The sequence below is a fragment of the Sphingomonas soli NBRC 100801 genome, from assembly GCF_001591025.1.
In the GTDB taxonomy this organism is placed as follows: domain Bacteria; phylum Pseudomonadota; class Alphaproteobacteria; order Sphingomonadales; family Sphingomonadaceae; genus Sphingomonas; species Sphingomonas soli.
Genome location: NZ_BCTZ01000014.1, coordinates 157,798 through 183,571, shown reverse-complemented (window position 1 = coordinate 183,571; position 25,774 = coordinate 157,798). Strand labels below are relative to the sequence as shown.

The following is a 25,774-nucleotide window of genomic DNA, read 5'->3' as shown; positions in this document are numbered from 1 at the left end:
CCCGCCGGTCGGGGTTTCGGCTGTATCCGGGATTAGCTGCGCTAATCCCGGGCCTCAACCGTCGTAATCACCGCCCAGATTCTGGTTGCGGGGCGGCGCAGCCGCGGTGAGGCGGAGCGCCTCTGCCGATGCTGCGAGGCTGCCGATCTCGTCCGGCGCTTCCTCGTCGTCGATCTGGACGCGCTGCATGCTCGCCACCACCGATTCCTGGAGGTGCGCAGGATGCACGGTCTCTTCGGCGATCTCGCGTAGCGCGACGACCGGGTTTTTATCGCGATCGCGATCGATCGTCAGCTCGGCGCCGCCCGAAATCTGGCGGGCGCGCTGGGCTGCGAACAGCACGAGATCGAAACGATTGGGAATCTTGTCGACGCAATCTTCGACAGTGACGCGTGCCATGCAGCGCTTCCTTGGAGTTAAGGTGTCCGGGAAAGGCGTGGCACCTAGGCGGCAGACGCCGAATTGTCAAGGAAATCCCGGCTCCCGCGCCCCCGCGAACCGAATCGCACGGCCGTGCGTTCAGCGCCGCACGTGTAACGAAAGGCCGTCTCATCCTCATGCATGCGCTTGCCAACCCCGCCGATGCTCCGCACATCCGGGCAATGCCCATGCCCGCCAGCTTCACCGTAGATGGCAACCGGCTGACCCTCATCACCGAAGGGCCGGACCGGATGCATGCGCTGCTCGAGCTGATCAAATCGGCGAAGCGGTCGCTGCGCGTGCTTTATTACATCTATGTCGCCGACGAAGCGGGCGAGGCCGTGCGCGACGCGCTGATCGCGGCGGCCTGGCGCGGCGTGGAGGTGCATCTGATCGTCGATGGCCTGGGCAGCGAGACGGCGCAGGCCAAGGGATTCTTCGATCCGCTGCACGATGCGGGCGTCGACATATGCCGCTTCGTGCCCCGCTGGGGCCGCCGCTATCTGCTGCGCAACCACCAAAAGCTCGCGCTCGCCGACGAAGAGCGCGTGATCATCGGCGGCTTCAATATCGAGGACAGCTATTTCGGCACGCCCGATGAAGCGGCGTGGCGCGATCTTGGGCTGCTGGTGGAGGGGCCTGCGGCTGCGCGGCTCACCGGCTATTTCGATGCGCTGTCGCGCTGGGCGAAGCGGCCCCGGGCGTCGATGCGCAAGCTCGGCAAGACGCTGCGGACGTGGAGCGAGCCCGAGGGCGCGACCCGCTGGCTCCTCGGCGGCCCGATGCGGCGGCTGTCGCCCTGGGCGCGCGTGGTCAAGCGCGACATGGATCGCAGTTCGATGATCGACATCATCGCAGCTTATTTCGCCCCCAGCCCGGCAATGCTCCGCCGCCTGGACAAAGCGGGCAAGCGCGGCCAGGTCCGCCTCGTCCTGCCTTCCAAGCTCGATCATGGCGCGGCGATCTGGGCGGCGCGCTTCACTTATGCCGGGCTGCTGCGCAAGCGCGTCCAGATCTACGAATATCAGCCGACCAAGCTGCACACCAAGCTCTTCGTGATCGACGATGTCGTCCATATCGGCTCGGCAAATTTCGATATCCGCTCGATGTATCTCAATCTGGAGCTGATGCTGCGGATCGAGGACCCAGCCTTTGCCGCGCATGTCCGCGCCTATGTCGAGGGCGAGATCGCCGATTCGGAGCGGATCACCGGCGACGTCTATAAGGCGCGCACCGGGCTATGGACCCGCATCAAGCAGGCTGGCGCTTATTTCGTGATGGCCGTGCTCGATTATAACGTCACGCGCAGGCTCAATTTCGGGCCGCGCCGGCGGAAATAGCGATCGGCGCCAATCGCTTAAACTCTGGTGCGGTGCATTCGGGGCAGCGCCTGCATTCTGCCGCGCCCCATGAAAGGCAGGTGCGACTTATCCTCAGCGATCGAGCGGGCGGGCTGTCCGTGTCCTGCGCGCCCAAGCCAGCACATTCCTCCGAACGCTTGCCGTTTCCCGCGACGCACGGCATGGGAGGCGGCTTGTTCGCAGGAGGTTGAGGCGCATGAAGGACAGGCTGGTTACGCTGATCGGCGGAGGCGGGTTTCTCGGCCGCTATGTCGCGCAGGAGCTGTTCGCCGCCGGAGCGCGCATCCGCATCGCGCAGCCGCGCCCGCGCGACGCCTGGTTCCTCAAGCCGCTCGGCGGGCTCGGCCAGGCGCAGTTCGCGGCCGCGGATGTCCGCAAGCCCGATAGCCTGGCGCGCGCGCTTCAAGGGTCCGACGCGGTGGTCAATCTGGCGGGCGTGCTCGCCGGGGATTTTGAAGGCATCCATGCGGATGGCGCCCGCAATGTGGCCGAAGCCGCCGCCGCTGCGGGCGTAACCTCGCTCGTTCATGTCTCCGCGATCGGCGCTGATCCTGCATCGCCCTCGGGCTATGGGCGCAGCAAGGGCGAAGGCGAAGCAGCTGTCCGCAAGGCATTCCCCGATGCCGTGATCGTCCGTCCCTCGATCCTGTTCGGCCGCGAAGATCAGTTCGTGAACCGCTTTGCCGGCATGATCGCCAGCATGCCGCTGGCTGTGCCCGTGCTGCGCGGCGAAGCCAAGTTCCAGCCGGTCTATGTCGTCGATGTCGCGCGCGCGATCGTCCAGGCGCTCGGCGACCCTGCGGCGCATGCCGGGCGGCTATATACGCTGGGCGGGCCCGATGTGATTTCGATGGCCGAGCTGTTCAAATGGATCGGCGGCGCGATCGGCCGCGACGTGCCGTTCGTCGATCTGCCCGATGCGATCGGCGGCGTGGTGCCGTTCCTGCCCTTCGCCCCGATCACGCTGGATCAGTGGCGGATGCTGGAGGCCGATAATGTCGTGCCGCCCACCGGCGTTGGCTTCGAGGCTTTCGGGATCGTGCCTGCCCCGCTGGCGAGCGTCGCGCCGTCCTGGATGGTGCGCTTCCGCAAGGCGGGCCGTTTCGGCAAGACGCGCGCTGCGGCCTGAACGGGGCGCGGGCATAGGGGGCGTATTCAATGAGCGATTATCTCGTCGCGATCCTGCTCGGCATTGTCGAGGGTATCACCGAGTTCCTGCCGGTTTCTTCGACCGGCCATCTCATCCTCGCGACCGAGCTGATGGGCTATGATGCGGCGAAATGGGCGGTGTTCAACATCGCGATCCAGCCCGGCGCGATCCTCGCGATCGTCGTGCTCTATTGGCGCACCTTCCTCGCGGTGTTCAAAGGGCTACTACGTTGGGAGGCAAGCTCGGTGGCGTTCGTCCGCAACCTGCTGATCGCCTTCATTCCCGCTGTGGCGCTGGGCCTGGTGCTGGCGGACCAGATCGACGCGCTGCTCGAGAATGCAGTGGTGGTCGCATGGGCGCTGATCATCGGTGGCGTCGCCATCCTCGTGATCGAGCGGCTGGCCAAGACCGAGAATGTGTTGGGCATCTCCGGCGTCTCGCTCAGCCAGTCGGTCAAGATCGGCCTTGTCCAGTGTATCGCGATGATCCCGGGTGTCAGCCGCTCGGGTGCCACGATCATGGGCGCGATGGCGTTCGGCATCGATCGCCGGACGGCCGCTGATTTCAGCTTCTTCCTAGCGCTGCCCACGCTCACCGGTGCCACCGTGCTTCAGCTTTACAAGCATCGCGACGCGGTCACGGCGGACAGCATGGGGCTGATCGCGATCGGCTTCGTCGTGTCGTTCGTGGTGGCGCTGGCGGTGGTAAAGGCGTTCCTGGCCGTGGTCACCAAGCACGGTTTCGCGCCTTTTGCTTGGTACCGAATCGTGGCCGGCGGTGCAGCCTTGATATGGCTGGGGATGCGATAGTCGCAAAACGGCCCTAAATACACGTCAAATTTTGTGTTTATATTACGTCAACGGCGCATAATCACAAACTAGGACAGCCACACTGCCTTTTATATCGGCGCGCCCTGCGATAGCGGAGGCGCCATGGCAGAAGAACGCATGCTCAAATTCGTCCGTACGGGGCAACAATACCCGGCCAAGCGCGACGCCGAACTGCGCGCGGAGGATTTCCGTGAGATCGCGGAACGCTATGGCGTGCCCGCCGCCGAGGAGCAGGCCGGGCGCTGCTCGCAATGCGGCGTGCCATATTGTACGGTGCATTGCCCCTTGCACAATCACATCCCCGATTGGCTCCGCCTGACTGCCGAGGGGCGGCTGCGCGAGGCCTATGAGCTGTCGAACAGCACCTCGACCATGCCCGAGATCTGCGGCCGCATCTGCCCGCAGGATCGTTTGTGCGAGGGCAATTGCGTCATCGAGTTTTCCGGGCACGGCGCGGTCACGATCGGCTCGGTCGAGAAGTTCATCACCGACACCGCCTGGGAAGAAGGCTGGGTCGAGCCGGTTCGCGTCGGTCCGGCGCGCGGCCAGTCGGTCGGCATCATCGGCGCGGGGCCTGCCGGGCTTTCCGCCGCCGAATATCTGCGCGAGCGTGGCTATGAGGTGCATGTCTATGACCGGCACGACCGCGCGGGCGGGCTGCTGACCTATGGCATTCCGGGCTTCAAGCTCGAGAAGCACGTCGTCATGCGCCGCGTTGAGCGTCTGCGCGAAGCCGGGATCACCTTCCACCACAGCTTTGAGGTTGGTCGCGATGCCAGCCTCGATGATCTGCGCGCGAAGCATGACAGCGTCCTGATCGCCACCGGCGTCTATAAGGCGCGCGGGATCAAGGCGCCCGGCGTCGGGGCCGCGGGTGTGGTCGAGGCGCTGGATTATCTCACCGCCCCGAATCGCAAGGGCTTTGGCGACGCGGTTCCCGAATATGACGATGGCTCGCTAAATGCCGCGGGCAAGCATGTCGTCGTAGTGGGCGGCGGCGATACCGCGATGGATTGCGTCCGCACTGCGGTTCGCCAAGGCGCAGCGTCGGTGAAGTGCCTCTATCGCCGCGACCGCGCCAACATGCCCGGTTCGCAGCGCGAGACTGCCAATGCCGAAGAGGAGGGCGTGGAGTTCGTCTGGCTCTCTGCGCCGGAAGCGTTCGAGGGTGGCGACACGGTCACCGGGGTCCGCGCCGCGAAGATGCGCCTCGGCGCGCCTGACGCCAGCGGCCGCCGCTCGCCCGAGATCGATCCCGGTGCCGAGTTCCAGCTCCCCGCCGATCTGGTGATCAAGGCGTTGGGCTTCGAGGCCGAAGACCTCCCCACGCTCTTCGGCGCGCCCGAACTGGGCGTCACGCGCTGGGGCACCGTCCGCGCCGATGGCAAGACGATGATGACCAGCCTCGATGGCGTGTTCGCCGCCGGCGATATCGTGCGCGGCGCCAGCCTTGTCGTCTGGGCGATCCGCGACGGCCGCGATGTCGCGGCGCATATGCACGCCTGGATGCGCGAAAAGGGGAGGATAGCAGCATGACCCGATGGATGGTTGCACTGGCGCTCGCGAGCGCGCTGCCCGGAACCGCACTGGCCCAGAACGCGCCAGGTGCGCAGGCGACGCCCGCGCCCGCCGATCCTGCGCGCGAAGCGGTCGCCCAGCGCGTGGCGGCCAGCCTTCTTCCCGCCGGCACCTATCGCCGTGTCATGCGCGACATGTTCCCCGGCATGATGGAAGCCATGTTCGATGGCATGGGCGGTCTTACCGGTGCCGATTTCGGCGTGCCGGACAAGGACGGCAAGACCTTCTCGCAGGCGATGGCGGAGAGCGATCCCGCCTTTCGCGAGCGCATGACGATCATGATGCGGATCATGGGCGAGGAAATGACTCCACTGATGGACGCGATCGAGCCGGGCGTCCGCGCGGCGCTGGGGCGCGCCTTTGCACGTCGCTTTACGCTTCCCCAGCTCAGCGACCTTGAGACGTTTTTCACGACGCCCACGGGCATCGCGTTCGGGCAGGAGCTCATGGCCGCCTTCATGGATCCTGACATGATGAAGGAAATGGCCGTGATGACGCCCGAAATGGTCAAGATCATGCCGAAGGTGATGCAGCGCTTCATCGCCGAGACCGCGCATCTGCCGCCTGAAAAGGAGAAGCTTGCAACGCCCGGAAAGCCGAAGGCGCAGTGATCGTTCGTTTGCTCCTTCCCGCCGCTGCCTTGCTCGGCCTTGCTCTCGCCGGGACTTCCGCCGGCGCCCGCGCATCGCAGGACGCGCATGCGGAGCTTGCCGCCCGGCTGGTTTCGGTATTGCCGCCATCGGGTGCGGAACCGGATGAGCCCGACCCCTTCGCCGCCGAGCGCGCCGCCGGTCTCGGCAAGCGCTATCCCGCCAAATCGGCCGAGATCGCAGCGGCCTTTGCCGATCGCGCGAAATGTTCGGACACCAGCCGCAGCGAGCAAGTGTCGCGCGTTATGCTCGCGGTGGCCATGTCGCTAAGCGACGATGATCTGCGCGCGATGATCGCCTTTTATACCGGGCCCGATCGCGCGGTGGCGGAAAAGGCGAGCGAGGGTACGCCCGAATGGAAGGCGCTTACCGGGCGCTATCCCCTGATTCGGTTCGGCGAAGCGATGAATGCGCAATTGGGCGGGGGCTTCATCGAGCAGATCTTCGCCGCAGAGGAAGCGTGCGACGCGGCATTGACTGCTGCGTTCGCCAAGGAAGGAATTTCGGAATGAACCAGGCAGAGCGCGATCGCCTTGCCCGTGAGGGCATGTACCGCCCCGAATTCGAAGGCGATGCCTGCGGCGTCGGGCTCGTCGCCGCGATCGACGGCCAGCCTTCGCGCCGCGTCGTCCAGTCGGCGATCGATGCGCTGCGCGCGGTGTGGCATCGCGGCGCGGTCGATGCCGATGGCAAGACCGGCGACGGTGCGGGCATCCATGTCGATCTGCCCGTTCGCTTCTTCGATGATGCGATCTCGGCGGGCGGGCATCGCGTGCGGCCGAACCGGCTCGCCGTTGGCATGATCTTCCTGCCGCGCACCGATCTGGGGGCGCAGGAGGCATGCCGCACGATCGTCGAATCCGAGATCATCGAGGCGGGCTACACCATCTATGGCTGGCGCCAGGTGCCGGTCGACGTCTCGGTGATCGGCCTGAAGGCGCAGGCGACCCGACCGGAGATCGAGCAGATCATGATCGCCGGCCCGATGCCGGGCGATGTCGACGCCGCCGAATTTGAGAAGAACCTTTATCTTGTCCGCCGCCGGATCGAGAAGCGCATCATCGCGGCGCAGGTGCAGGGCTTCTACATCTGCTCGCTCTCGTGCCGCTCGGTCATCTACAAGGGGCTGTTCCTCGCCGAATCGCTGAGTGACTTCTATCCGGACCTGCGCGACGATCGCTTCACCAGCCGCGTGGCGATCTTCCACCAGCGTTATTCGACCAACACCTTCCCGCAATGGTGGCTGGCCCAGCCGTTCCGCTGTCTCGCGCACAACGGTGAGATCAACACGATTCGCGGCAACAAGAACTGGATGCTCAGCCACGAGATCAAGATGGCGAGCCTCGCATTCGGTGAGCAGTCGGAAGACATCAAGCCGGTGATCCCGGCCGGCGCGTCGGACACGGCGGCGCTCGATGCGGTGTTCGAGGCGATCTGCCGCTCGGGCCGCGACGCGCCGACCGCCAAGCTGATGCTGGTGCCGGAGGCATGGTCGATAGAGGAAACCCCTGCCGATCATCTGGCGATGTACAAATATCTCGCATCGGTGATGGAGCCGTGGGACGGCCCCGCCGCGCTGGCGATGACCGATGGCCGCTGGGCGGTTGCCGGCGTGGATCGTAATGCGCTGCGCCCCTTGCGCTACACGCAGACCAGCGATGGATTGCTGATCGTCGGCTCCGAGACCGGCATGGTCCAGATCCCGGAGACCAACGTGGTTGCCAAGGGCCGGATGGGTCCTGGCCAGATGATCGCGGTTGATCTCGATTCGGGCGTCCTGTTCGACGACCGCGCGATCAAGGACCGGATCGCGGGGGAGGCCGATTATGCCGCCATGATCGGCGAATTCCTGACGATCAACGATCTCGCCGCCCCGACCGCGCCGCCACTCCGCTTCGATCGCGCCGAGCTTACCCGCCGCCAGGTCGCTGCCGGGCAAACGCTAGAGGATATGGAGTTGATCCTCTCGCCGATGGTCGAGACCGCGAAGGAAGCGATCGGATCGATGGGCGATGATACGCCGCTCGCCGTGATCTCTGACAAGCCGCGTTCGATCAGCCAGTTCTTCCGCCAGAATTTCTCGCAGGTCACCAACCCGCCGATCGATTCGCTGCGCGAGCGCCAGGTGATGACGCTTAAGACACGCTTCGGAAACCTCGCCAACATCCTCGATACCGAGGGTGGCGGGTCCAAGGTGCTCGTGCTCGAAAGCCCGGTGCTGACCAACAGCGACTGGGACCGGCTGCGCGCGCATTTCGGCGGTCAGGCCGCCGAGATCGACTGCACCTTCGAGGCCGGAGCGCCCAAGGAAAGCGGCGCGGATACGCTACGCGCCGCCATCGCCCGCATCCGCTACGAAGCCGAACAGGCCGTCCGCGCCGGCTGCACCGAATTGTTCCTCACCGACGAGCATCTCGGGCCGGACCGGATCGCGATCGCCGGCGTGCTCGCCGCCGCTGCGGTCCACACCCATCTCGTGCGCCGCGGCCTGCGCTCTTATGCCAGCGTCAACATCCGCACCGCCGAATGTCTCGACACGCATTATTATGCCGTGCTGATCGGTGTCGGCGCGACCACGGTGAACGCCTATCTGACCGAGGCGGCGATCGCGGATCGCCACGCGCGCTGCCTGTTCGGCGATCTCTCGCTCGAGGAATGCTTGAAGCGCCATCGCAAGGCGATCGACGAAGGGCTGCTCAAGATCCTGTCGAAGATGGGAATCGCGGTCATTTCCTCCTATCGCGGCGGCTATAATTTCGAAGCCGTCGGGCTCAGCCGCGCGTTGGTCAACGATCTCTTCCCCGGCATGCCGGCCAAGATTTCGGGCGAAGGCTATGCCTCGCTCCATCTCAACGCGACGATGCGCCACGAAGCGGCGTTCGATACCGAAGTCGCGACGCTGCCGATCGGTGGCTTTTACCGCCAGCGCTTCGGCGGTGAGACGCATGCCTATTCGGCGCAGCTCATGCACCTGCTGCAGACGGCGGTGGGGAATGACAGCTATTCCTCCTATCTCGCTTTCTCGCGCGGGGTCCGCGATCTGCCGCCGGTCTATCTGCGCGATCTGCTCGAATTCAACTTCCCGAGCGAAGGCATCGCGATCGACCAGGTCGAAGCGATCACCGAGATCCGCAAGCGCTTCGTCACGCCGGGCATGTCGCTGGGCGCTCTCAGCAAGGAGGCGCATGAGACACTTTCGATCGCGATGAACCGCATCGGCGCAAAGGCGGTGTCGGGTGAAGGCGGCGAGGATAGCGAGCGCTATCGCCCGCGCGAGAATGGCGACAACGCCAATTCGGTCATCAAGCAGATCGCCAGCGGGCGCTTCGGCGTCACGGCGGAGTATCTGAACGCGTGCGACGAGATCGAGATCAAGGTGGCGCAGGGTGCAAAGCCCGGCGAGGGCGGCCAGCTTCCCGGCTTCAAGGTGACCGAGTTCATCGCGAAGCTGCGCCACGCCACTCCGGGCGTTACGCTCATCTCGCCGCCGCCGCACCATGATATCTATTCGATCGAGGATCTGGCCCAGCTCATCTACGATCTGAAGATGATCAATCCCAAGGCGCGGGTATGCGTGAAACTGGTCTCCTCGGCCGGCATCGGCACGGTCGCGGCGGGCGTGGCAAAGGCGCATGCGGATGTCATCCTGATCGCCGGCCATGTCGGCGGCACTGGTGCCAGCCCGCAAACCTCGGTGAAGTACGCCGGCACGCCGTGGGAAATGGGCCTCAGTGAAGTCAACCAGACGCTCACGCTCAACGGCCTGCGCGGCCGCGTGAAGCTGCGCACCGATGGCGGGCTCAAGACCGGGCGCGACATCGTCATCGCCGCGATCCTGGGTGCCGAGGAATTCGGCATCGGCACGCTCAGCCTCGTCGCGATGGGCTGCATCATGGTGCGTCAGTGCCATTCGAACACTTGTCCCGTGGGCGTCTGCACGCAGGACGAGAAACTTCGCCAGAAGTTCGTCGGCACGCCCGAAAAGGTCATCAACCTGATGACCTTCATCGCAGAGGAAGTGCGGGAGATCCTCGCGCGTCTCGGCGTGAAGAGCCTCGACGACGTGATCGGGCGCACCGAATTGCTGCGCCAGGTCAGCCGCGGCGCGGAGCATCTAGACGATCTCGATCTCAATCCGATCCTGGCAAAGGTCGATGCGAGCGACGCCGAGCGCCGCTTCAGCCTGAGCACCTTCCGCAACGAAGTGCCGGACAGCCTCGATGCGCAGATGATCAAGGATGCCGCAGCGGTCTTCTCGCGCCGCGAAAAGATGCAGCTCACCTATACCGTGCGCAACACGCACCGCGCCGTCGGCACGCGGTTGTCGAGCGAGGTCACGCGCACCTTCGGCATGTCCGCGCTCTCGGACGGGCATATCCGTGTCCGCCTGCGCGGTTCGGCCGGTCAGTCGCTCGGCGCGTTCCTGTGCAAGGGGATCACGCTCGAAGTGTTCGGCGATTCGAACGATTATGTCGGCAAGGGTCTGTCGGGCGGTACGATCGTGGTGCGTCCGATGGTCAGCTCGCCCATCGAATCGTGGAAGAACACGATCATCGGAAACACCGTGCTCTACGGCGCAACCTCGGGCCGCCTGTTCGCAGCGGGTCAGGCGGGCGAGCGCTTTGCCGTGCGTAACTCGGGTGCCGAAGTGGTGGTCGAGGGCTGTGGCGCCAACGGCTGCGAATATATGACCAACGGCACGGCGGTTGTGCTCGGCGAAGTCGGTGCCAATTTCGGCGCGGGCATGACCGGGGGCATGGCGTTCGTCTATGACGAGGTCGGCACGTTTGCCACACGCGCCAATCCCGAGAGCATCGTCTGGCAGCGCCTTGCGTCCGCCCATTGGGAGGACAAGCTCCGTGCATTGGTCGAGGCCCATGCCGAGGCTACCGACAGCAAATGGTCAAAGGGCCTGCTGGAGGACTGGAACCGCGCGCTCGGCCATTTCTGGCAGGTCGTGCCGAAAGAAATGCTGACGCGCCTGGCGCATCCGCTCGACGACACGGAGGAAGCGGTGGCGGCGGAATAGGCCAGCCCTAACCCGTCGCCGCCCCTGCCCGTCACCCCAGCGAAAGCTGGGGTCCCCCGCGACGGTGCGCCGGAGCCGCAAGCGATGCCAGCTTCCGCTGGCATGACGGCGGGGGACGCGGGCTATCGCCGTGATTGCGGCGAAGCCCGCTTTACGCATCCGCCAACAGCGGCCTAAAGCATGGGCCATGTGGCAATTGTATCAGTTCCCCCTCTGCCCCTTTTCGCGGAAAGTCCGCTTGCTGCTCGGCGAGAAGGGCGTGGGCTATGAGCCGGTGCGCGAGTCGCCGTGGAATCGCCGCGACGAGTTCCTCGATCTGAACCCCACCGGGCAGGTGCCGGTGATGGTCGATACCGAGCGCGGGGTGACGCTGATCGATTCCTCGGTGATCTGCGAGTTTTTCGAGGAGACGGTGGGCAAGGCCGCGATGCTCAACGGCACCGCCACCGACCGCGCCGAGATCCGCCGCCTGACGATCTGGTTCGACACCAATTTCTATGCCGAGATCACCGCGCCCCTGCTCCATGAGCGGATGCTCAAGCGGATCGTCTATAAGCAGTCGCCCGACGGCACGGCGCTGCGCACCGCGATGAAGGCGGCGGTCCAGCATCTCGATTATATCGATTATCTGCTCGATCACCGCACCTGGCTGGCGGGCGCGACGATGAGCCTCGCCGATCTGGCGGCAGCCGCGCACATCTCGATCGCGGACTATCTCGGCGGGATCGACTGGAAGAGCCACGAACAGGCCAAGGGCTGGTATGTCCGGATGAAGAGCCGTCCGAGCTTCCGTCCTTTGCTGTCGGAGCGGATGGAAGGCATCCCGCCCCCCGCCGATTACGAAAAGCTCGACCTCTAATCACCCTCTCCCCGCAAGCGGAGAGAGGGAAAGCGACTCCCTCATTCCTCTCCCTTAGGGGGAAGGGGACCGCGAAGCGGTGGACGGGGCACCCCCAGCGACGCGGCCGATGGCAAACGCCGAGCCCTCCCGGAGCTTTCCACCCGCCCGGACATTCTGATAGCCACAAGGCGATGCTCGAACACGTCCCCCATTGGCTCGGAAGGGCGCTGAGCGGCCTGCGCGCGGGCAGCGGCAAGCTGGCGATCGTCCAGCCGCAGCTCGGTAGTTTCGAAACGCTCCATCTCGTCAGCCCGGCCTTCGCCAATGGTGCGCGACTGCCCGAGCGCTTCACCGCGGATGGCGCGGGCGTCTCGCCACCCTTGTTCTGGACCGGGGTGCCGGAAGGGACCGTGCGGCTCGCGCTGATCGTCGAGGATCCCGATGCGCCGTCGCCCCAGCCTCTGGTCCATGCGCTGGTCTGGGATCTGCCTCCCGATGGCGACCTTAAGGAAGGTGCGATCGCGCGCGATGGGGCGGGCGGCGCCGACGGCAGCGATGTCGGGCGAAACTCGTTCCTGGGCGAAGGCTGGCTCCCGCCCGATCCGCCTACCGGGCATGGCGAGCATCATTACGCCTTCCAGCTTTTCGCGCTTTCGGATGGGCCTGATCTGCCCGAGAGCCCTGGCCGCGCGGCGGTGATCGAGGCGATGGCGGGCCGCGTCCTCGCCGCCGGGCTGCTCACCGGCACCTATTCGCGCGGCGATGAATCGTCCGCCGGACCAGTCGGCGCAGCGTTTGCCTGATCTGCTTGCAATGTGAGACCTGCAGTGTTTCGCGCGAGGCCCATGAACCGCATGCCGACCAGGCCATCGTTTGAGCGCGCCGAACACCGCTGGTCTCACATTGCAAGCTTTCCGGCGATCTCCTTAACCTTCTCGGTGCGGCCGGGCGCGTACTTCTCGACCATCGCCCGATACCGCGCCAGGGTCGCCGCGTCGGCGCGTTCGGGGGAGCCGCTGTCGAACGGCGGGTGCGGGTCATATTCGAGGCTCAGCTGAACGAATTTGGCGTGTTCCTCGCCCGCGATCGCGGCGACCAGCGCGAGCGCGAAATCGATCCCCGCAGTCACGCCGCCGCCCGATACCCGGTTGCGATCAAACACCACGCGCTTGGCGACCGGCTCGACGCCGAAAAAGGTCAGTTGCTCGCGCGAGGCCCAATGGCATGCCGCGCGGTATCCGGTCAGCAGTCCGGCGGCCGCGAGCAGCAGCGATCCCGTGCATACGCTGGTCACCCACTCGGCCTCGGTCCCTACCTGCCGCAGCCAGGCCAGGGTCGCTTCATCCTCCATCGCCGCAACCGTGCCGAAGCCGCCCGGCACGCAGAGGATATCGGCGCGGGGCACATCGGCGAAGGTGGCGGTGGGCAACAGCGCGAATTGCGCGTCGGTGGGGACGGGATCAAGCGTGCGGGAGACCAGATGGATGCGCGCATGCGGCAGGCGCGAGAGCACCTGGGCAGGGCCGGTCATGTCGAGCTGTGTGATGCCGGGGAAAAGCAGGAAGGCGATATGGATCGGTTGCGCTTCGGTCATGCGCGCAGCCTAGGCGCGGCATGGGCCCGCTTACAGTCCTTTCAGCAGTGCTGCATCGGCGTCGGTGCCGTCGGAATGAACGCGACTCTACGCCCAGTGCTTCGCCCGCGAGGTCTTGCCGATGCCGGGATTGAGCCGGTTGGTGGGATCGAGCGCGCGATAATGATCCGCGAGCGCGGGCTTGGCGGCATATTGATGCCCGACATTATGCTCGGCGGGATATTCCGCGCCCCGGGCGTCGAGCAAAGCGAGCATCCGGTCCTTGAGCGCCTGCGGGTCCGCGCCTTTCGCGACGACATAATCCTGGTGGAAGACGTGGCAGAAGAAATGGCCGTAATAGAGCCTGGCGACGATCTGCCGGTCGATCTCGGGCGGGAGCCGTTCGAACCAGTCGCGATCGTTGCGCGGCAATGCGATGTCGAGCGCGAGGATATCCTCGACCCGGTCGCGGTGGATTTCGCGGTAGCGCACCGCGGCGCCGGCCACGGCGAAGCGGTGGAGAAAAGCCGCGGTCGCTTCGTCCGGAGTGCACTCGAACCAGCCGCTACCGGCGGGCAGCCTTTGTGACAGATAGGACCGCGCCTCGTCGATCCCCGGGCCGGCCATCTTGAGCAGCAGATGATGCTCGTACCGGTCGCGCCATTCGCGCATCCGGGGCGGAAGATGGCCGGGCAGGAGGCTGGCGGCGCGCTGGAGCAGGCGATCGGAGAGGCCGGGACGGCGGAGCAGCGCATCGATGCGGTTCTTCATCGCAAACAGCAGCGGCAGGCGATCGGTGCCCAGCCGCTGGATCGCGACGAACATGTCCTTGCCATAGAGCGCCGCCACGTCGAACGCTTCGCGGTGGATATATTCGCCCGCGACCGGCAGTGCTTCGAAGCCCGAGAGGATGTCGCGGCGGAGCCGCCCCAGCGCCTGCGCGTCGTTCGCGCCGATATAGAAAGTCGCGGTTGCGTCGTCGCGCGGGAAGGTATCGAGCCGCACCGCGAACAGCACCAGCCTGCCGGCGCTGCCCGATGCTTCGAACAGGCCGTTGGGATCGGCATTGAAGCGCGCGGGCGTGTCGGCATCGACGTCGCGGACGCGGCTGGCGTAATGCGCGTCGGATGCGGCGCGTGCGGGATCGTGATCGACTGCGGGGAAGTCGCCCTGCTCGACCCGGGCAAGGATCGCTTCGGCGTCGCCCGCCAGCGCGATGCCGAGATGGTTGACCAGACGGAGCGCGCCATCGGCCTCCAGCCGGGCATATAGAGCGAGCTGGGTGAAAGCGGGACCGCGCCGGACGAGCGCGCCGCCCGAATTGTTGCAGACGCCGCCGATAACCGATGCGCCGATGCACGACGATCCGATCACCGAATGCGGCTCGCGCCCGAGCGGCTTGAGCAGGCGTTCCAGTTCGTACAGCGTCGCGCCGGGCAGGCACACGACCTGCCTGCCGCCGTCCAGCAGATGCACGCCCTTGAGCCGTCGGGTGCTGAGGATCACCACCGGGCGGTCATATGCGCCTTGCGGCGTGGAGCCGCCGGTGAGGCCGGTATTCGCCGCCTGGAGGATCAGGATGACGTCAGCCGCGACGCAGGCCTGCACCACGCGCCATTGCTCCACCAGCGAGCCCGGGCGGACCACCGCAAGCGCTTCGCCGGGCTGCGTGCGGTAACCGGTGCGATAGCCCCGCGTCGCGGATACCGAGGTCAGGACATGGCGGCGGCCGACAATGCCGCGCAGCGTGGCGACCAGCGCCTGATCGGATCGGCGCGGGATATCGGGATCGGATGGCATCTGGCTCACAGCTACGCGCGTGCGCAGGCATCGGGCAAGCCATGCGGCCCGGTCGCGGCGACGGGCGCATGATTTCCGCGTAATGCGCTCTGTGAATCGGCCTGGCGGCTCCCTAAACAGGGGGGAGCGATCGAGCGATCACGAACGAATTCCGGAGTATTGAAATGAGCACCGACTTCCCCGCGACCTTGGCCATGTACATCGACGGCGAATGGGTGCGCGGTGGCGGGCGGGACACGCACACGCTGCTCAATCCCGCGACCGGGGCGGGGCAGGCCGAACTGCCGCTGGCGAGCGAGGAGGACCTGGATCGCGCGCTGGATGCGGCGCAGCGGGGCTTTGTCGCCTGGCGCGCCGTGGCGCCCGAGCAGCGCGCGGCGGTGCTCCGCAAGACGGCCGAACTGCTGCGCGAGCGCGCCGATCATATCGCGCGCGTGGCGACGCTTGAGCAGGGCAAGCCGCTGGCCGAGGCGCGCGGCGAAGTGATCGGCGCGGCGGGGCTGATCGATTTCCATGCGGGCGAGGCGGTGCGCGTATATGGCCGCGTGCTGATGCGCCCGGCGGGAATGCGCAGCATGGTGCTGCACCAGCCGGTGGGGCCGGTAGCGGCCTTCTGCGCATGGAATTTTCCCGCGCTCAACGTGGTGCGCAAGATCGCACCGGCGGTGGCGGCGGGGTGCTCGATCGTCCTCAAGCCGAGCGAGGAGACGCCGGGCAGCGCTGTCGAGGTCATGCGCTGCTTCCAGGATGCGGGGCTGCCGGGCGATGTCGCGCAGATCGTGTTCGGCGTGCCGGACTTGGTCTCGCGCAGGCTGCTTTCCTCGCCCGTCACGCGCAAGCTGAGCTTCACCGGATCGGTGCCGGTGGGCAAGCACCTGATGAAGCTGGCCGCCGATTCGGTCATGAAGATGACGATGGAGCTGGGCGGGCACGCGCCGGTGCTGGTGTTCGACGATTGCGATCTTGAAAAGACGCTCGATATCCTGGTGGCGCACAAGTTCCGCAACGCAGGCCAGGTCTGCGTCGCGCCGACGCGCTTCCATGTGCAGGAAGGGATCTACGAAGCGTTCGCGCGGGGCTTTGCCGAGCGGACGAAGCGGATGCGGATCGGCAGCGGGCTGGATGCCGCGAGCAACATGGGGCCGATGGCGAATGCACGGCGGCCCGAATCGATCGAGGCGCTGGTCGAGGATGCGCGCGATGCGGGGGCGCGGGTGCTGGCCGGCGGGGCGCGGGCGGATAGCGACGGCTTCTTCTACCAGCCGACCGTGCTCGCCGATGTGCCGCTCGCCGCGAAGGCGATGAACGACGAGCCGTTCGGGCCGGTCGCGCTGTTCGCGCCGTTCGGCACGCTGGAGGATGCGATCGCGCAGGCCAATCGCCTGCCGTTCGGCCTGGCGGCCTATTGTTTCACCGAAAATGGCCGGCGTCAGAATGTGCTGGCCGAGCAGGTCGAGTCAGGGATGCTCATGATCAACCAGGTCCGCGCGACCTGGCCTGATGCGCCGTTTGGCGGGGTGAAGGAATCGGGATTCGGGTCCGAGGACGGGCCGGAGGGCATCGCCGCGCATATGATCACCAAGGCGGTCCATATCGCGTAGCGAACCGCTATCCGCTTGCGCCGCGCGCCCTGGCGGTGGCGGAGCCGAGGAAGCTGTCGATCGCGTGCAAGGCGGCGTCGCGGACCGGATCGACTTCGCGAAGCAGTTCGTGGCCGGCGCTCTTGAACTGCGCGACGCGGGCGTTCGGAAGCCGCCGTGCCAGGGCCGACGATGCTCGCGACACGGTGAGCCGGTCCTGCTCTGCCAGCAGGAACAGCAAGGGCGTGGTCAGGTGCGACAGATCGCGACGCCGCCACAGCAAGTCGCTTGATGCAAATGCCTCGGCGAGCCAGGACCAGCTTGGCGGCCCCATCTGGGTGCCGGGCATGCGCGCGTGCCACCATTGCTCGTCGAGCAGGCGGCCATAATCGCTCGTCAGCATCGCATCGGCATCGGCGCGGGCGCCCGCGGAGGATTTGGGGCGCCACGCGGCGCGCGCCGGATCGCCGCGCTTGCACATGTTCCGCGCGATCCGCCCGCTGAGCCACGACCCCAGTGGGCTGCGTATCCGAACCATCGGTGAGAGCAGAACCGCCGCTTCCGGATCGAGGCGGCGTTCGGTCAGCGCGCGCAGCAGCACATGGCCGCCCATCGAATGGCCCATGGCGACACGCGGGCCGCCGCCCCGCCAATCCCGCCAGAAGTCCGCCAGATCATCGACCAGCGCCGCGAAGGATTCGGTATGGCCGACCAGTTCGCTCTCGCTTGCCCGGCCCGAACCGCCATGGCCGCGCAGGTCGAGCGCGGTGACCGACCAGCCCTGAAGCCGCCAATGCTCAAAGGCTTCGAGATATTTTTCGAAAATGTCGCCGCGCCCGCCGATCAACAGGATCGATCCGCGCGCCGCGTCCGCAGGCCAGTCGAAGCGCCGGATCGGCCATCCGTCGCGCGCCGCCCAATAGGAAATCGTCGCATCGCGCGGCACTGCGCGTCGGATGGGATTGGGATGCATCCGGCCAAGATTACAGGAGCACGGCTATCCGTCCACTGTGAAGCTCAGCGCGCAAGCCACGCCGCGGCCACAATCATTTTTTCACGCAAAGCCCCGCGACCGCGTCCGAACGCCCCGATGCGACCACATAATCCAGAGCCGCGCCCTGTGCCGCGGCGATCTGCGCGTCGCTTGCCGCTATCGTATTGAGCTCGGCATCCCATTTGGCCTCGGCTGCGGCGTAGCGGCCGCCCAGTTCGGTGTCTCCGGCCCCTACGGCCAGTCCGCCCTGCTTGAGCTGCCCGAGCAACGGCGAGCAGACCGCGCCGGCGGTCAGCGGATCCGCCGGGAGTGCGGCGGCCGAGCCCTTGACGGCCTTGGGGTCCGTCTCGCGGCAGCGTTTGGCGAGAAGATGCCCGGCGCCTGTTCCTAGCAACTGTTTGAGCGCTTCGATCGCGGCGTCCGACGCCGCCACCACGCCGTCTGCCCCACCCTTCAGTTTCGCTGCCTTGTGGACGAAGTAATAACCTTCGGGATCGCTCACGGTGCGCGAATTGGGGTTAATCGCCTTGCCGCGCGAATTGTCTAGCGAAGTCGCGGCGGCACAAGTCAGCGCCTGCTCATACGGCGCAGCGGGCAGCGACGGTTCGGGCTCCAGGGCGATTTCATAAGCGGCGAAACACCGATTGAGAGTCGTCAGCCAATCGGCCTGCGCGGCGTTGGCGATCTCCTCATTGGTGCCGAATGCCTTGGCGGGATCGCTTTTCGCATCGGGGAAGTGCCGGGCAAAGTCGATCGCCTCCATGAGCTCCCGCATCTTGGCGGTGGCCGCTTCGGTGCCCGCTTTGTCCCCGGCCTCAGTGCGGGTGCCGACGTGGAGGATCGATGCGCGGAGGCAGGCCTGGGCGCGTTCCTTCGGATCCTTGGGCAGGTCTCCATAGTCGCGTTCGGTGCAGGCGGCGAGGGTGAGCGCCATCGCGATTCCCAGTGCAGCCGTTCCCAATGCAGCCGTCTTCATGCGCTGTGCTCCCTCCCGAATGATGGCGGCATCATGCGCGCCTGGTTGCATCTGCCCCAGCGGCGCGCGATGAAATGTCGAGGAACGCCACCGAAGTGCGCGATCCTGCGACGAATATTCCCGGCGTACGGTGAACGGGGCTTGGGTTGCGCCCGCACCCGCCGTAAACAGATGCGGGGTGAGGGGAGAGCGGCTTGGAAGCATTATTGCGCCAAACCATGCGGGGAACCGCGCTGCGCCTGTGCGCGGTGGTGTGGGTGTTCGGCTATATCCTGGTGGAGCTTGGCGCCCAGGTTCAGGGCCGCACGCCTTATGGCGTAATGTTCCTCGCCTATCTCCCGCTGCTGGCACTCGGGATCGTGCAATCGGTGGGGCTGGGGCTGCTGCTCGATCATCTCGAATCCCGTCCAGGGTGGCAGCGCTGGGGGCTGATGGCGATTGCGGGGCTCGTCGCGGGCGCCGTCCAGACGCTGGCCGATGCGGCCTGGCTGCGCATGCTTGCGCGCATGCTGTTGCCGAGCCTGCAGGCATGGGCGCTGGATTTCCAGCCGCAGCGCCTGTTGCTGGTGCTGATCCTCTATACCTGGACGATGTTCCTCTCGGTGGCGTTGCTCTGGGCCTCGCGGAGCGCCGATTCCGCGCGGATGAACGCTGCCCGCGCCTCTGCGTTCGAAGCAGCGGCCTCGCGCGCCGAAGCGGCTGCGCTGCGGCTGCAGCTCAACCCGCATTTCCTGTTCAACACGCTCAACGGGATCGCCAGCCTGGTGGTGCGGGGACGGCACGATCAGGCCGAGGAGATGATCGGCCGCCTTGCCGACTTTCTGCGCTCCTCGCTTTCGTCGAACCCGTCGGCGCTGGTGCCACTCGATCAGGAACTGGCGACGATCCGAGCCTATCTGACGATCGAGGAAGCGCGCTTTGGGGAGCGGCTGCAGGTGGATTATGCGATCGATCCCGAACTGCGCCGCCTCGAAGTCCCCAACTTCATCCTCCAGCCGCTGGTGGAAAACGCGATAAAGCATGGCGCGGCACAGGTGCGCGGTGCGGTCACGATCAGCATCGCGGCCCGCCGGGGCGAAGGCGGTGCTCTGCTGAGCGTCGTCAATCGCAGCGGCCATCGTGGCGGCGCGCCCCTCTCCAGCGAGCAGCCGGTAGAGGCCGAGGTACGGCGCGGCATCGGCCTCACCAATACCCGGCTTCGGCTGGCCGGCGAATATGGCCAGCGCGCCTGGCTCGAATGCCGGCCGCTCGCCGATGGCTATCGTGCCGAGATCGGCCTTCCCCTCAATGGCATGGCGGATGCTGCATGAAGGTCGTGATTGCTGATGACGAGCCGCTGGCCCGCGAGTTGCTTCGTGCGCTGTTGCTGGAATTGCCCGGCGTGGAAGTTATGGGCGAGGCGGAGGATGTTGCCAGCGCAATCACCGTGGTGCGCGAGCATCGGCCCGATCTCGTCATTCTCGATATCGACATGCCGCACCGCAACGGTATCCAGGCGGCGATCGAACTCGCCGGAGACGGGGTGGAGGTGATCTTCGTCACGGCGCATGAGGAGCATGCGATCGACGCGTTCGAGATCGGTGCCATCGATTATGTGCTCAAACCCGTGCGCCGGCCGCGCCTGGCCAAGGCCATGGAGCGTGCGCGCCTGAGGCACCGCGCGCGGGCCGAGCCTCCGTCGCCGCAGCCGCCGCAGACGCCGGTTCCTGTCGCCGATGCGTTCTGGGTACCGGTGATGGGGGGTACGGCGCGGGTGCCGATCGCGGATATCGTCCGCGTCGAGGCTGCCGGGGACCATGTCTATCTACATACTGCGGAGCGCGCCTATCTCTATCGCAGCACCATGGCGGATCTGGAGAAGCGGCTGCACCGCACGGGGCTGATCCGCATCCATCGCTCGGCCTTTGTCCGCATCGAGCGCGTCACCGGCACGATCCGCCGCGGCAAGGTGCTGGTGCTGTCGCTCGCCGATGGTGGCGACGTGGTCGTGGGTCCCAATTATCGCACGGCGGCGCTGGAGGCGATCGCAACAGGCTGACCGGTCAGAGCGTGAGCATCAGCGCGCCGCCAAAGACCATGAAGACGATGCCGACGGCAACCATGGCGGTGGTACGCAGCGCGCTGGGCTTGTCGAGCAATGGCGTGCTGTCTTCCGGGCGCGCTGGATCGTACCAGAGATCGATCTGCTTTCCCGGCGCATGCGCCAGCAACCATTGCTGCGCGGTATCGAACAGCGTGAACAGGGGCGTGACGCAGAGCGCCGTTGCCTTGCCCTCAAGCTCCGCGCCGCTCACCGAATAGCGATAGTGGAGGCGCGGTTCGTAGCACAGGCTGCTATCGCCTTGGCTGTCGCGCATCTCGCGGTCGATCAACCGGGCGTCGATCACCGTGGCGGCGGTCTTTGTCCAGCCGGACAGGGCGCTGGCGTAGCGCCTGCCATGCTTGCGGTAGCTGTGGATTCCATACCAGGCGAGTGGCGCCCCGACGAGCGCCAGCCCCAGCCCGATCGTGATGAATATGTCCATTGCTGACTCCCATCGGCATGCCGGCCAGGACGGCCATCGAACCGTCGCCCAGCGCTGCCGTCACCGGCGCGCGCTCCGTTCGGCTATGCGCTGCACGCCTTCGACTAGCAGCGCGACGAGCGCGGCAAGTGCCAGCCCCAGCAAGAGTAGGCCGATGACAAGCAAGGCGAGGCCGATCCACTCCCCCGCATCCTGGGGGACCACCGGGCCGCCTGCTCCGCAGCATCGTATGGCGGCTATGCCGAAGGCGGCGGCGATGCCGAGCAGCTCGACAAGCACGAATATGGCGATCCTCGCCGCCCGTGCGGGCCACCGCAGGCGCTTGCCCGGCATCCGCACTTCCGGGGTCTATTCGACCCAGACGCGCAGGTTCAGCCCGCCGGCCGCAACGACGTTGCCGCCGCCCGCGGAGACGACATTTGCTCCGCCGGCCGAGACCACGCTGGCCGCCCCGCCCACGACCGGATATTCCTTGCCGTTAATGTTCACCATCGCGTGGCCGTCCTTGATGGTGATCTTGCTCCCACGCGGCGCTTGGACGGCGGTCGCGCGCTTCTTGTAATAGGGATATTTCGGTCCGTTATTATTGTCCCAGGGCGCGCAGCCCCACACGAAGATGTTCACCACCCCGTTGCAGCCGGTGCCGGCATAAGCAGGCGTCGCGGCAAGGCCGGTCGCGGCGAATGCGATCGCCACAGCTGCAAGCTTGAGATGCGTCGAAGTCATGGGCGCTCCTTGGGTCGTATGGGTGACTGTCCAGAATGCCTCCCAGCTCATTCCTGCTCGCCCTGCCATCACGATACGATCACGCATCCCGCCCGCACGATGAAAATGCCGGTTCCACGACGAAGGTGCGGATTCAGTTTCGTCGAGAACTGCTCCGTGCGGCCAGCAGGCGGGCGCTCTCCAGATCCTGGGGGCGTCCGAAATAGTGGAGGATCGCGATCAGCTCGTCGCGGGCGGGGGTGTACAGGCCATGCTCCCCGATCATGATCGCTTCACGCGTAGTGATGCGAAGCGGCGCGCCATGCGCTGTGAAGCCAGCCATGAAGTCGACCGCGACAGGCGGGCTGGTCCACTGGCAGTAGAATTGCGAATGGAAGCGCCGGTCCGCGACGCCGGGGGTCAGCGGAACACCGAGGCCGGGCAGGATGCGGCGGGCGTCCGCGACGCTGAGCATCACGTCTATGTCGGCAATCTCATCCAGGCCGGCCCCGTGCAGCACTGCCGCAGCGCTGCCGATGATCCACCAGTCCTCCCGTGCATCCGCCATCGCGCGGGCGGTCATCGCAAAGGCGCGGCGCAGGTCAGGGCCCAATTCCATGGCGGCGCGATTAGTCTGCAGCGATCCCCCGCGCCAGCATCGATGCGATCGTGTCGGCGATGTCCTCGGCATCCTCTTCATCGGCCCATACGCTGTAGCGCAGCCCCAGGAACACGTTCATCCCCATGATCGCCCAGGCATGGACCTCGGAAATGTCGCCGCGAATCTCGCCGCGCGCGGCGGCGGCGCGCAGGCGCGTGTGGATGCGTTCGGCGGTGGTGGCGTAGTGCATCCGGAAGCTCTCCGGATCGACGAATTCCGCTTCATCGATGATCCGGTAGATCTCCTTGTGCGCGCGTGCGAACTTGATGAAGTGGAGGAGGCCGGCGCGCTCGGCTTCGATCTGGCCCTGGGCGGCGCGGATCGCGGGGCCGACATGTTCCTTCACCTGCTCGCTCATGTCGCGCACCAGCGCGCGGAACACCGCGTCCTTCGAATCGAAATAGGTATAGAAGCTGCCCAGCGCGACGCCGGCGCGGCGCGTGATCCCGCTGATCGATCCCTCGTGGAAGCCCTTTTCCCCGAATTCCTCTGCCGCGGCATCAAGGATGGCGCGCAGCGTGCGGCGTCCGCGCTCGGTGCGAGGCGCCTTTCCGGCGCTCGCCACCTCGGCGGCGTCCAGCGGGTGTGTGGCCGTCATGCCACGCCCTCTCGCCATTCTACATCCTCCCCCAATAATCCCAAGTTGAAACCCGGTTCATGTTTCAGTATAGCGTCCGGCAACCGCATACAACCCGTCTTTGAGAACGGGTCCAATTGGGGAGGAAGACCTGATGTCACGCTATAGCCCGTCCGTTCGTACCGCGCTTTTCGCCGGAGCCGCCTTTGCCGGGCTCGTCGCTGCGCCCGCCTTTGCGCAGGATAGCACGCCTGCCGCCCCCAGCCAGACCGAGGAAGCGACCGAATATGATGGCGATATCGTCGTCACCGCGCGCCGCCGCGAGGAACGCCTGCTCGACGTTCCGGGTGCCGTCACCGCAATCTCCGGCGCCAAGCTCGAAGCGCAGGGCGCGATCGACGTCACCGACATTTCGAACCTCGCCCCGAACGTCACCTTCGAGAATTCGCGCGGCACCAATTCGACGCTCACTGCCTTCATCCGCGGCGTCGGCCAGCAGGATCCGGTGCCGGGCTTCGAAGCCGGCGTCGGCATCTATCTCGACGACATCTATCTCAACCGTCCGCAGGCCGCGGTGCTCGACATCTATGAAGTCGAGCGCATCGAAGTGCTGCGCGGCCCGCAGGGCACGCTCTATGGCCGCAACACGATCGGCGGTGCGCTGAAGTATGTCACCAAGGCGCTGCCCGACCAGCTGACCGTCAGCGCGCGCGGCACCTATGGCTCGTACAACCAGCTCGACGGCGTGCTCACTGTCAGCGGTCCGGTCGGCGCAGGCTTCAAGTTCGGCGGCTCGGTCGCGCGGCTGACCCGCGACGGCTTCGGCAAGAACCTCCACAACGGGCTCGAGAACTACAACAAGGACGTGTGGGCGACGCGCGGCACGCTCGAGTTCGAATCGCCCGACAACCGCATGTCGATCCGCGTCGCTGGCGATTATAGCTGGGACAAGTCGAACCCGCGCAACGGCCACCGCCTGTTCCCGTCGATGCTGACCAACGCGCCGGTGCTCTCCAACGTGTTCGATACCCGCGCCGGGCTCAACAATCCGAAGCAGGACGTGCAGGGCGGCGGCCTCGCCATGACCGCGCGCGCGGAGCTCAGCGACAATATCACGATCAAGTCGATCAGCGCATGGCGCAAGGACCGCAGCTACGCGCCGATCGATTTCGATTCGCTGCCCAGCGTCGATGTCGACGTGCCCGCGGTCTATCGCAACGAGCAGATCAGCCAGGAATTCCAGCTCGCTTATTCGAGCGAGAAGCTGAACGGCATCCTGGGCTTCTATTATCTCGACGCCGAGGCATCGACCGCGTTCGACGTGATCCTGGGCACCACCGGCGCAGCGCTCAGCCTGCCCGGCTTCAACGCCTATACCGCCGGCCGGGTGAAGACCCAGACGCCGTCGATCTATGGCGACTTCACCTATGATCTGACTCCGCAGTTCAGTATCTCGGTGGGCGGCCGCTACACCTGGGACAAGCGCGACGCCTGGGTTTACAAGGCGAGCAAGCTGGGCGGCACTTCGCCCGAATTCGGCGGCACGGCCACGGTGCTGGGCGCCCCCTCCACCAACTTCAACGGCAAGGCCAACTTCCAGAAGTTCACGCCGCGCGCCTCGCTCAGCTTCAAGCCGAGCCCCGATCACACGCTCTATGCCTCCTATTCGAAGGGCTTCAAGGGCGGCGGCTTCGATCCGCGCGGCAGCGCCAATATCGCGCCGGAGACCAACGGCACGCCCGGCATCCAGTATGACGAAATCTACAATTTCATCGGCTTCGATCCGGAAACCGTCGACAGCTATGAAATCGGCTGGAAGGGCTCGCTGTTCGATCGCAGCCTGAACTTCGCGATCAACGGCTTCTACGCGAAGTATAACAACGTGCAGATCCCGGGATCGGTGGGTGTCGATGCCAACAAGGACGGCATCTTCGAAAGCTTCGCCGGCGTCACCACCAACGCCGCGCGTGCCGATTTCAAGGGTATCGAAGCAGAGTTCAATGCCCGCCTGGCCCGCGATTATGCCGGCCCCGGCTCGGCCTTCACGCTCGACGGTTCGCTTGGCTATATCGATGCCAGGTACAAGGAATTCTACGTCAACGGCGTGAACGTCGCCGGCCAGCGCCATATCCAGAATACGCCGGAATGGACGCTGTCGGGCACGCTCGGCACCTATCTGCCGGTGGGTGACGGCCGTCTCAACGTCTCGACCAGCGTCTCCTATCGCAGCAAGACCTATCAGTTCGAAACCGCGATCCCCTGGCTCGATCAGGACGGCTATGCGCTGTGGGACGCCAACCTGACCTACAGCTTTGGCGAGGACGGGCGCTACACGATCGGCGTGCATGGCAAGAACCTGGCCAACCAGCGCTATATCACGTCGGGCTATAACTATCTGACGTACAACCCGGTGACGAAGACCTATGCCTCGACGCTGGGGCTTGAGGGCGTCGCAACCGCCTTCTACGGCAATCCGCGCCAGGTGTTCGGCACGTTCAGCCTCAAGTTCTGATCCGCTCTCTCC

The 25,774-nt window shown here is 65.9% G+C and carries 23 protein-coding genes; 13 read left to right on the top strand and 10 right to left on the bottom strand.

The features are described from left to right. Positions 1–54: 54 nt before the first annotated feature. Positions 55–399 carry a DNA-directed RNA polymerase subunit omega gene (gene rpoZ / locus SSO01S_RS11555; protein ID WP_066798841.1) on the bottom strand — a complete coding sequence of 115 codons (345 nt, stop codon included), beginning with the start codon at positions 397–399 and terminating at the stop codon, positions 55–57. A gap of 203 nt (positions 400–602) precedes the next feature. Here rpoZ and SSO01S_RS11550 point away from each other — a divergent pair, with 203 nt between their 5' ends. From SSO01S_RS11550 to SSO01S_RS11510, 9 genes are all read left to right on the top strand, one after another. Continuing rightward, complete coding sequence (locus SSO01S_RS11550; protein WP_066798858.1) at positions 603–1,760, top strand: phospholipase D-like domain-containing protein; 1,158 nt, start codon at positions 603–605, stop codon at positions 1,758–1,760. A gap of 217 nt (positions 1,761–1,977) precedes the next feature. Next, positions 1,978–2,910: a complex I NDUFA9 subunit family protein gene (locus SSO01S_RS11545; RefSeq protein WP_066798840.1), complete on the top strand. Its 933-nt coding sequence runs from the start codon at positions 1,978–1,980 to the stop codon at positions 2,908–2,910. Positions 2,911–2,939: 29 nt separating this feature from the next. Beyond that, positions 2,940–3,740: an undecaprenyl-diphosphate phosphatase gene (locus SSO01S_RS11540; RefSeq protein WP_066798839.1), complete on the top strand. Its 801-nt coding sequence runs from the start codon at positions 2,940–2,942 to the stop codon at positions 3,738–3,740. A 123-nt stretch (positions 3,741–3,863) separates the two neighbouring features. Next, a complete protein-coding gene (locus tag SSO01S_RS11535) occupies positions 3,864–5,297 on the top strand; it encodes an NAD(P)-dependent oxidoreductase (protein ID WP_066798838.1) in 1,434 nt (477 codons plus the stop codon). Beyond that, positions 5,294–5,950 (top strand): DUF2059 domain-containing protein, encoded by a 657-nt coding sequence (locus SSO01S_RS11530; RefSeq protein WP_157073755.1) that lies wholly within the window; start codon positions 5,294–5,296, stop codon positions 5,948–5,950. The genes SSO01S_RS11535 and SSO01S_RS11530 overlap by 4 nt, the downstream gene beginning before the upstream one ends. Continuing rightward, entirely contained in the window at positions 5,947–6,501 is a 555-nt protein-coding gene (locus SSO01S_RS11525; RefSeq protein WP_066798836.1) for a hypothetical protein, read from the top strand. Before SSO01S_RS11530 ends, SSO01S_RS11525 begins: the two co-directional genes overlap by 4 nt. Beyond that, positions 6,498–11,018, top strand: coding sequence for a glutamate synthase large subunit (gltB, locus tag SSO01S_RS11520; RefSeq protein WP_066798835.1), 4,521 nt, complete (start codon positions 6,498–6,500; stop codon positions 11,016–11,018). Before SSO01S_RS11525 ends, gltB begins: the two co-directional genes overlap by 4 nt. Before the next feature lie 187 nt (positions 11,019–11,205). Then, the gene (locus tag SSO01S_RS11515) at positions 11,206–11,877 is read left to right on the top strand and encodes a glutathione S-transferase family protein (protein WP_066798834.1); all 672 of its coding nucleotides are present in this window, start codon (positions 11,206–11,208) and stop codon (positions 11,875–11,877) included. 173 nt (positions 11,878–12,050) lie between these two features. Further along, the gene (locus SSO01S_RS11510) at positions 12,051–12,662 is read left to right on the top strand and encodes a YbhB/YbcL family Raf kinase inhibitor-like protein (protein WP_066798833.1); all 612 of its coding nucleotides are present in this window, start codon (positions 12,051–12,053) and stop codon (positions 12,660–12,662) included. A gap of 95 nt (positions 12,663–12,757) precedes the next feature. Here the strand turns inward: SSO01S_RS11510 and SSO01S_RS11505 are convergent, their stop codons facing one another. Then, positions 12,758–13,453, bottom strand: coding sequence for a DJ-1/PfpI family protein (locus SSO01S_RS11505; RefSeq protein WP_066798832.1), 696 nt, complete (start codon positions 13,451–13,453; stop codon positions 12,758–12,760). Positions 13,454–13,540: 87 nt separating this feature from the next. Next, the gene (dld, locus tag SSO01S_RS11500) at positions 13,541–15,232 is read right to left on the bottom strand and encodes a D-lactate dehydrogenase (protein WP_066798857.1); all 1,692 of its coding nucleotides are present in this window, start codon (positions 15,230–15,232) and stop codon (positions 13,541–13,543) included. 164 nt (positions 15,233–15,396) lie between these two features. On the opposite strand from dld, the gene SSO01S_RS11495 reads away from it, so the two are divergent. Beyond that, positions 15,397–16,833: an NAD-dependent succinate-semialdehyde dehydrogenase gene (locus tag SSO01S_RS11495; protein WP_066798831.1), complete on the top strand. Its 1,437-nt coding sequence runs from the start codon at positions 15,397–15,399 to the stop codon at positions 16,831–16,833. A 7-nt stretch (positions 16,834–16,840) separates the two neighbouring features. Here the strand turns inward: SSO01S_RS11495 and SSO01S_RS11490 are convergent, their stop codons facing one another. Both SSO01S_RS11490 and SSO01S_RS11485 read right to left on the bottom strand, forming a co-directional pair. Beyond that, complete coding sequence (locus SSO01S_RS11490) at positions 16,841–17,758, bottom strand: alpha/beta fold hydrolase (RefSeq protein ID WP_245646739.1); 918 nt, start codon at positions 17,756–17,758, stop codon at positions 16,841–16,843. Between the two features lie 100 nt (positions 17,759–17,858). Continuing rightward, on the bottom strand, positions 17,859–18,782 hold the full coding sequence (locus SSO01S_RS11485) for a hypothetical protein (RefSeq protein ID WP_066798829.1): 924 nt from the start codon (positions 18,780–18,782) through the stop codon (positions 17,859–17,861). A 218-nt stretch (positions 18,783–19,000) separates the two neighbouring features. On the opposite strand from SSO01S_RS11485, the gene SSO01S_RS11480 reads away from it, so the two are divergent. Together SSO01S_RS11480 and SSO01S_RS11475 are read left to right on the top strand one after the other, a co-directional pair. Further along, on the top strand, positions 19,001–20,092 hold the full coding sequence (locus tag SSO01S_RS11480) for a sensor histidine kinase (protein WP_066798828.1): 1,092 nt from the start codon (positions 19,001–19,003) through the stop codon (positions 20,090–20,092). Next, entirely contained in the window at positions 20,089–20,820 is a 732-nt protein-coding gene (locus SSO01S_RS11475) for a LytR/AlgR family response regulator transcription factor (protein WP_066798827.1), read from the top strand. Before SSO01S_RS11480 ends, SSO01S_RS11475 begins: the two co-directional genes overlap by 4 nt. 4 nt (positions 20,821–20,824) lie before the next feature. On the opposite strand, the gene SSO01S_RS11470 is transcribed toward SSO01S_RS11475, so the two are convergent. The 5 genes from SSO01S_RS11470 to SSO01S_RS11450 form a co-directional block, all read right to left on the bottom strand. Continuing rightward, a complete protein-coding gene (locus SSO01S_RS11470) occupies positions 20,825–21,307 on the bottom strand; it encodes a DUF3592 domain-containing protein (protein WP_066798826.1) in 483 nt (160 codons plus the stop codon). Between the two features lie 60 nt (positions 21,308–21,367). Continuing rightward, on the bottom strand, positions 21,368–21,640 hold the full coding sequence (locus SSO01S_RS11465; protein ID WP_066798825.1) for a hypothetical protein: 273 nt from the start codon (positions 21,638–21,640) through the stop codon (positions 21,368–21,370). 15 nt (positions 21,641–21,655) lie between these two features. Next, positions 21,656–22,033: a hypothetical protein gene (locus SSO01S_RS11460; RefSeq protein WP_066798824.1), complete on the bottom strand. Its 378-nt coding sequence runs from the start codon at positions 22,031–22,033 to the stop codon at positions 21,656–21,658. Between the two features lie 133 nt (positions 22,034–22,166). After that, a complete protein-coding gene (locus SSO01S_RS11455) occupies positions 22,167–22,631 on the bottom strand; it encodes a hypothetical protein (RefSeq protein ID WP_157073754.1) in 465 nt (154 codons plus the stop codon). Between the two features lie 10 nt (positions 22,632–22,641). Beyond that, complete coding sequence (locus SSO01S_RS11450) at positions 22,642–23,271, bottom strand: TetR/AcrR family transcriptional regulator (protein ID WP_066798822.1); 630 nt, start codon at positions 23,269–23,271, stop codon at positions 22,642–22,644. A 133-nt stretch (positions 23,272–23,404) separates the two neighbouring features. On the opposite strand from SSO01S_RS11450, the gene SSO01S_RS11445 reads away from it, so the two are divergent. Next, positions 23,405–25,762 carry a TonB-dependent receptor gene (locus tag SSO01S_RS11445; RefSeq protein WP_066798821.1) on the top strand — a complete coding sequence of 786 codons (2,358 nt, stop codon included), beginning with the start codon at positions 23,405–23,407 and terminating at the stop codon, positions 25,760–25,762. The last annotated feature ends 12 nt before the right edge of the window (positions 25,763–25,774 follow it).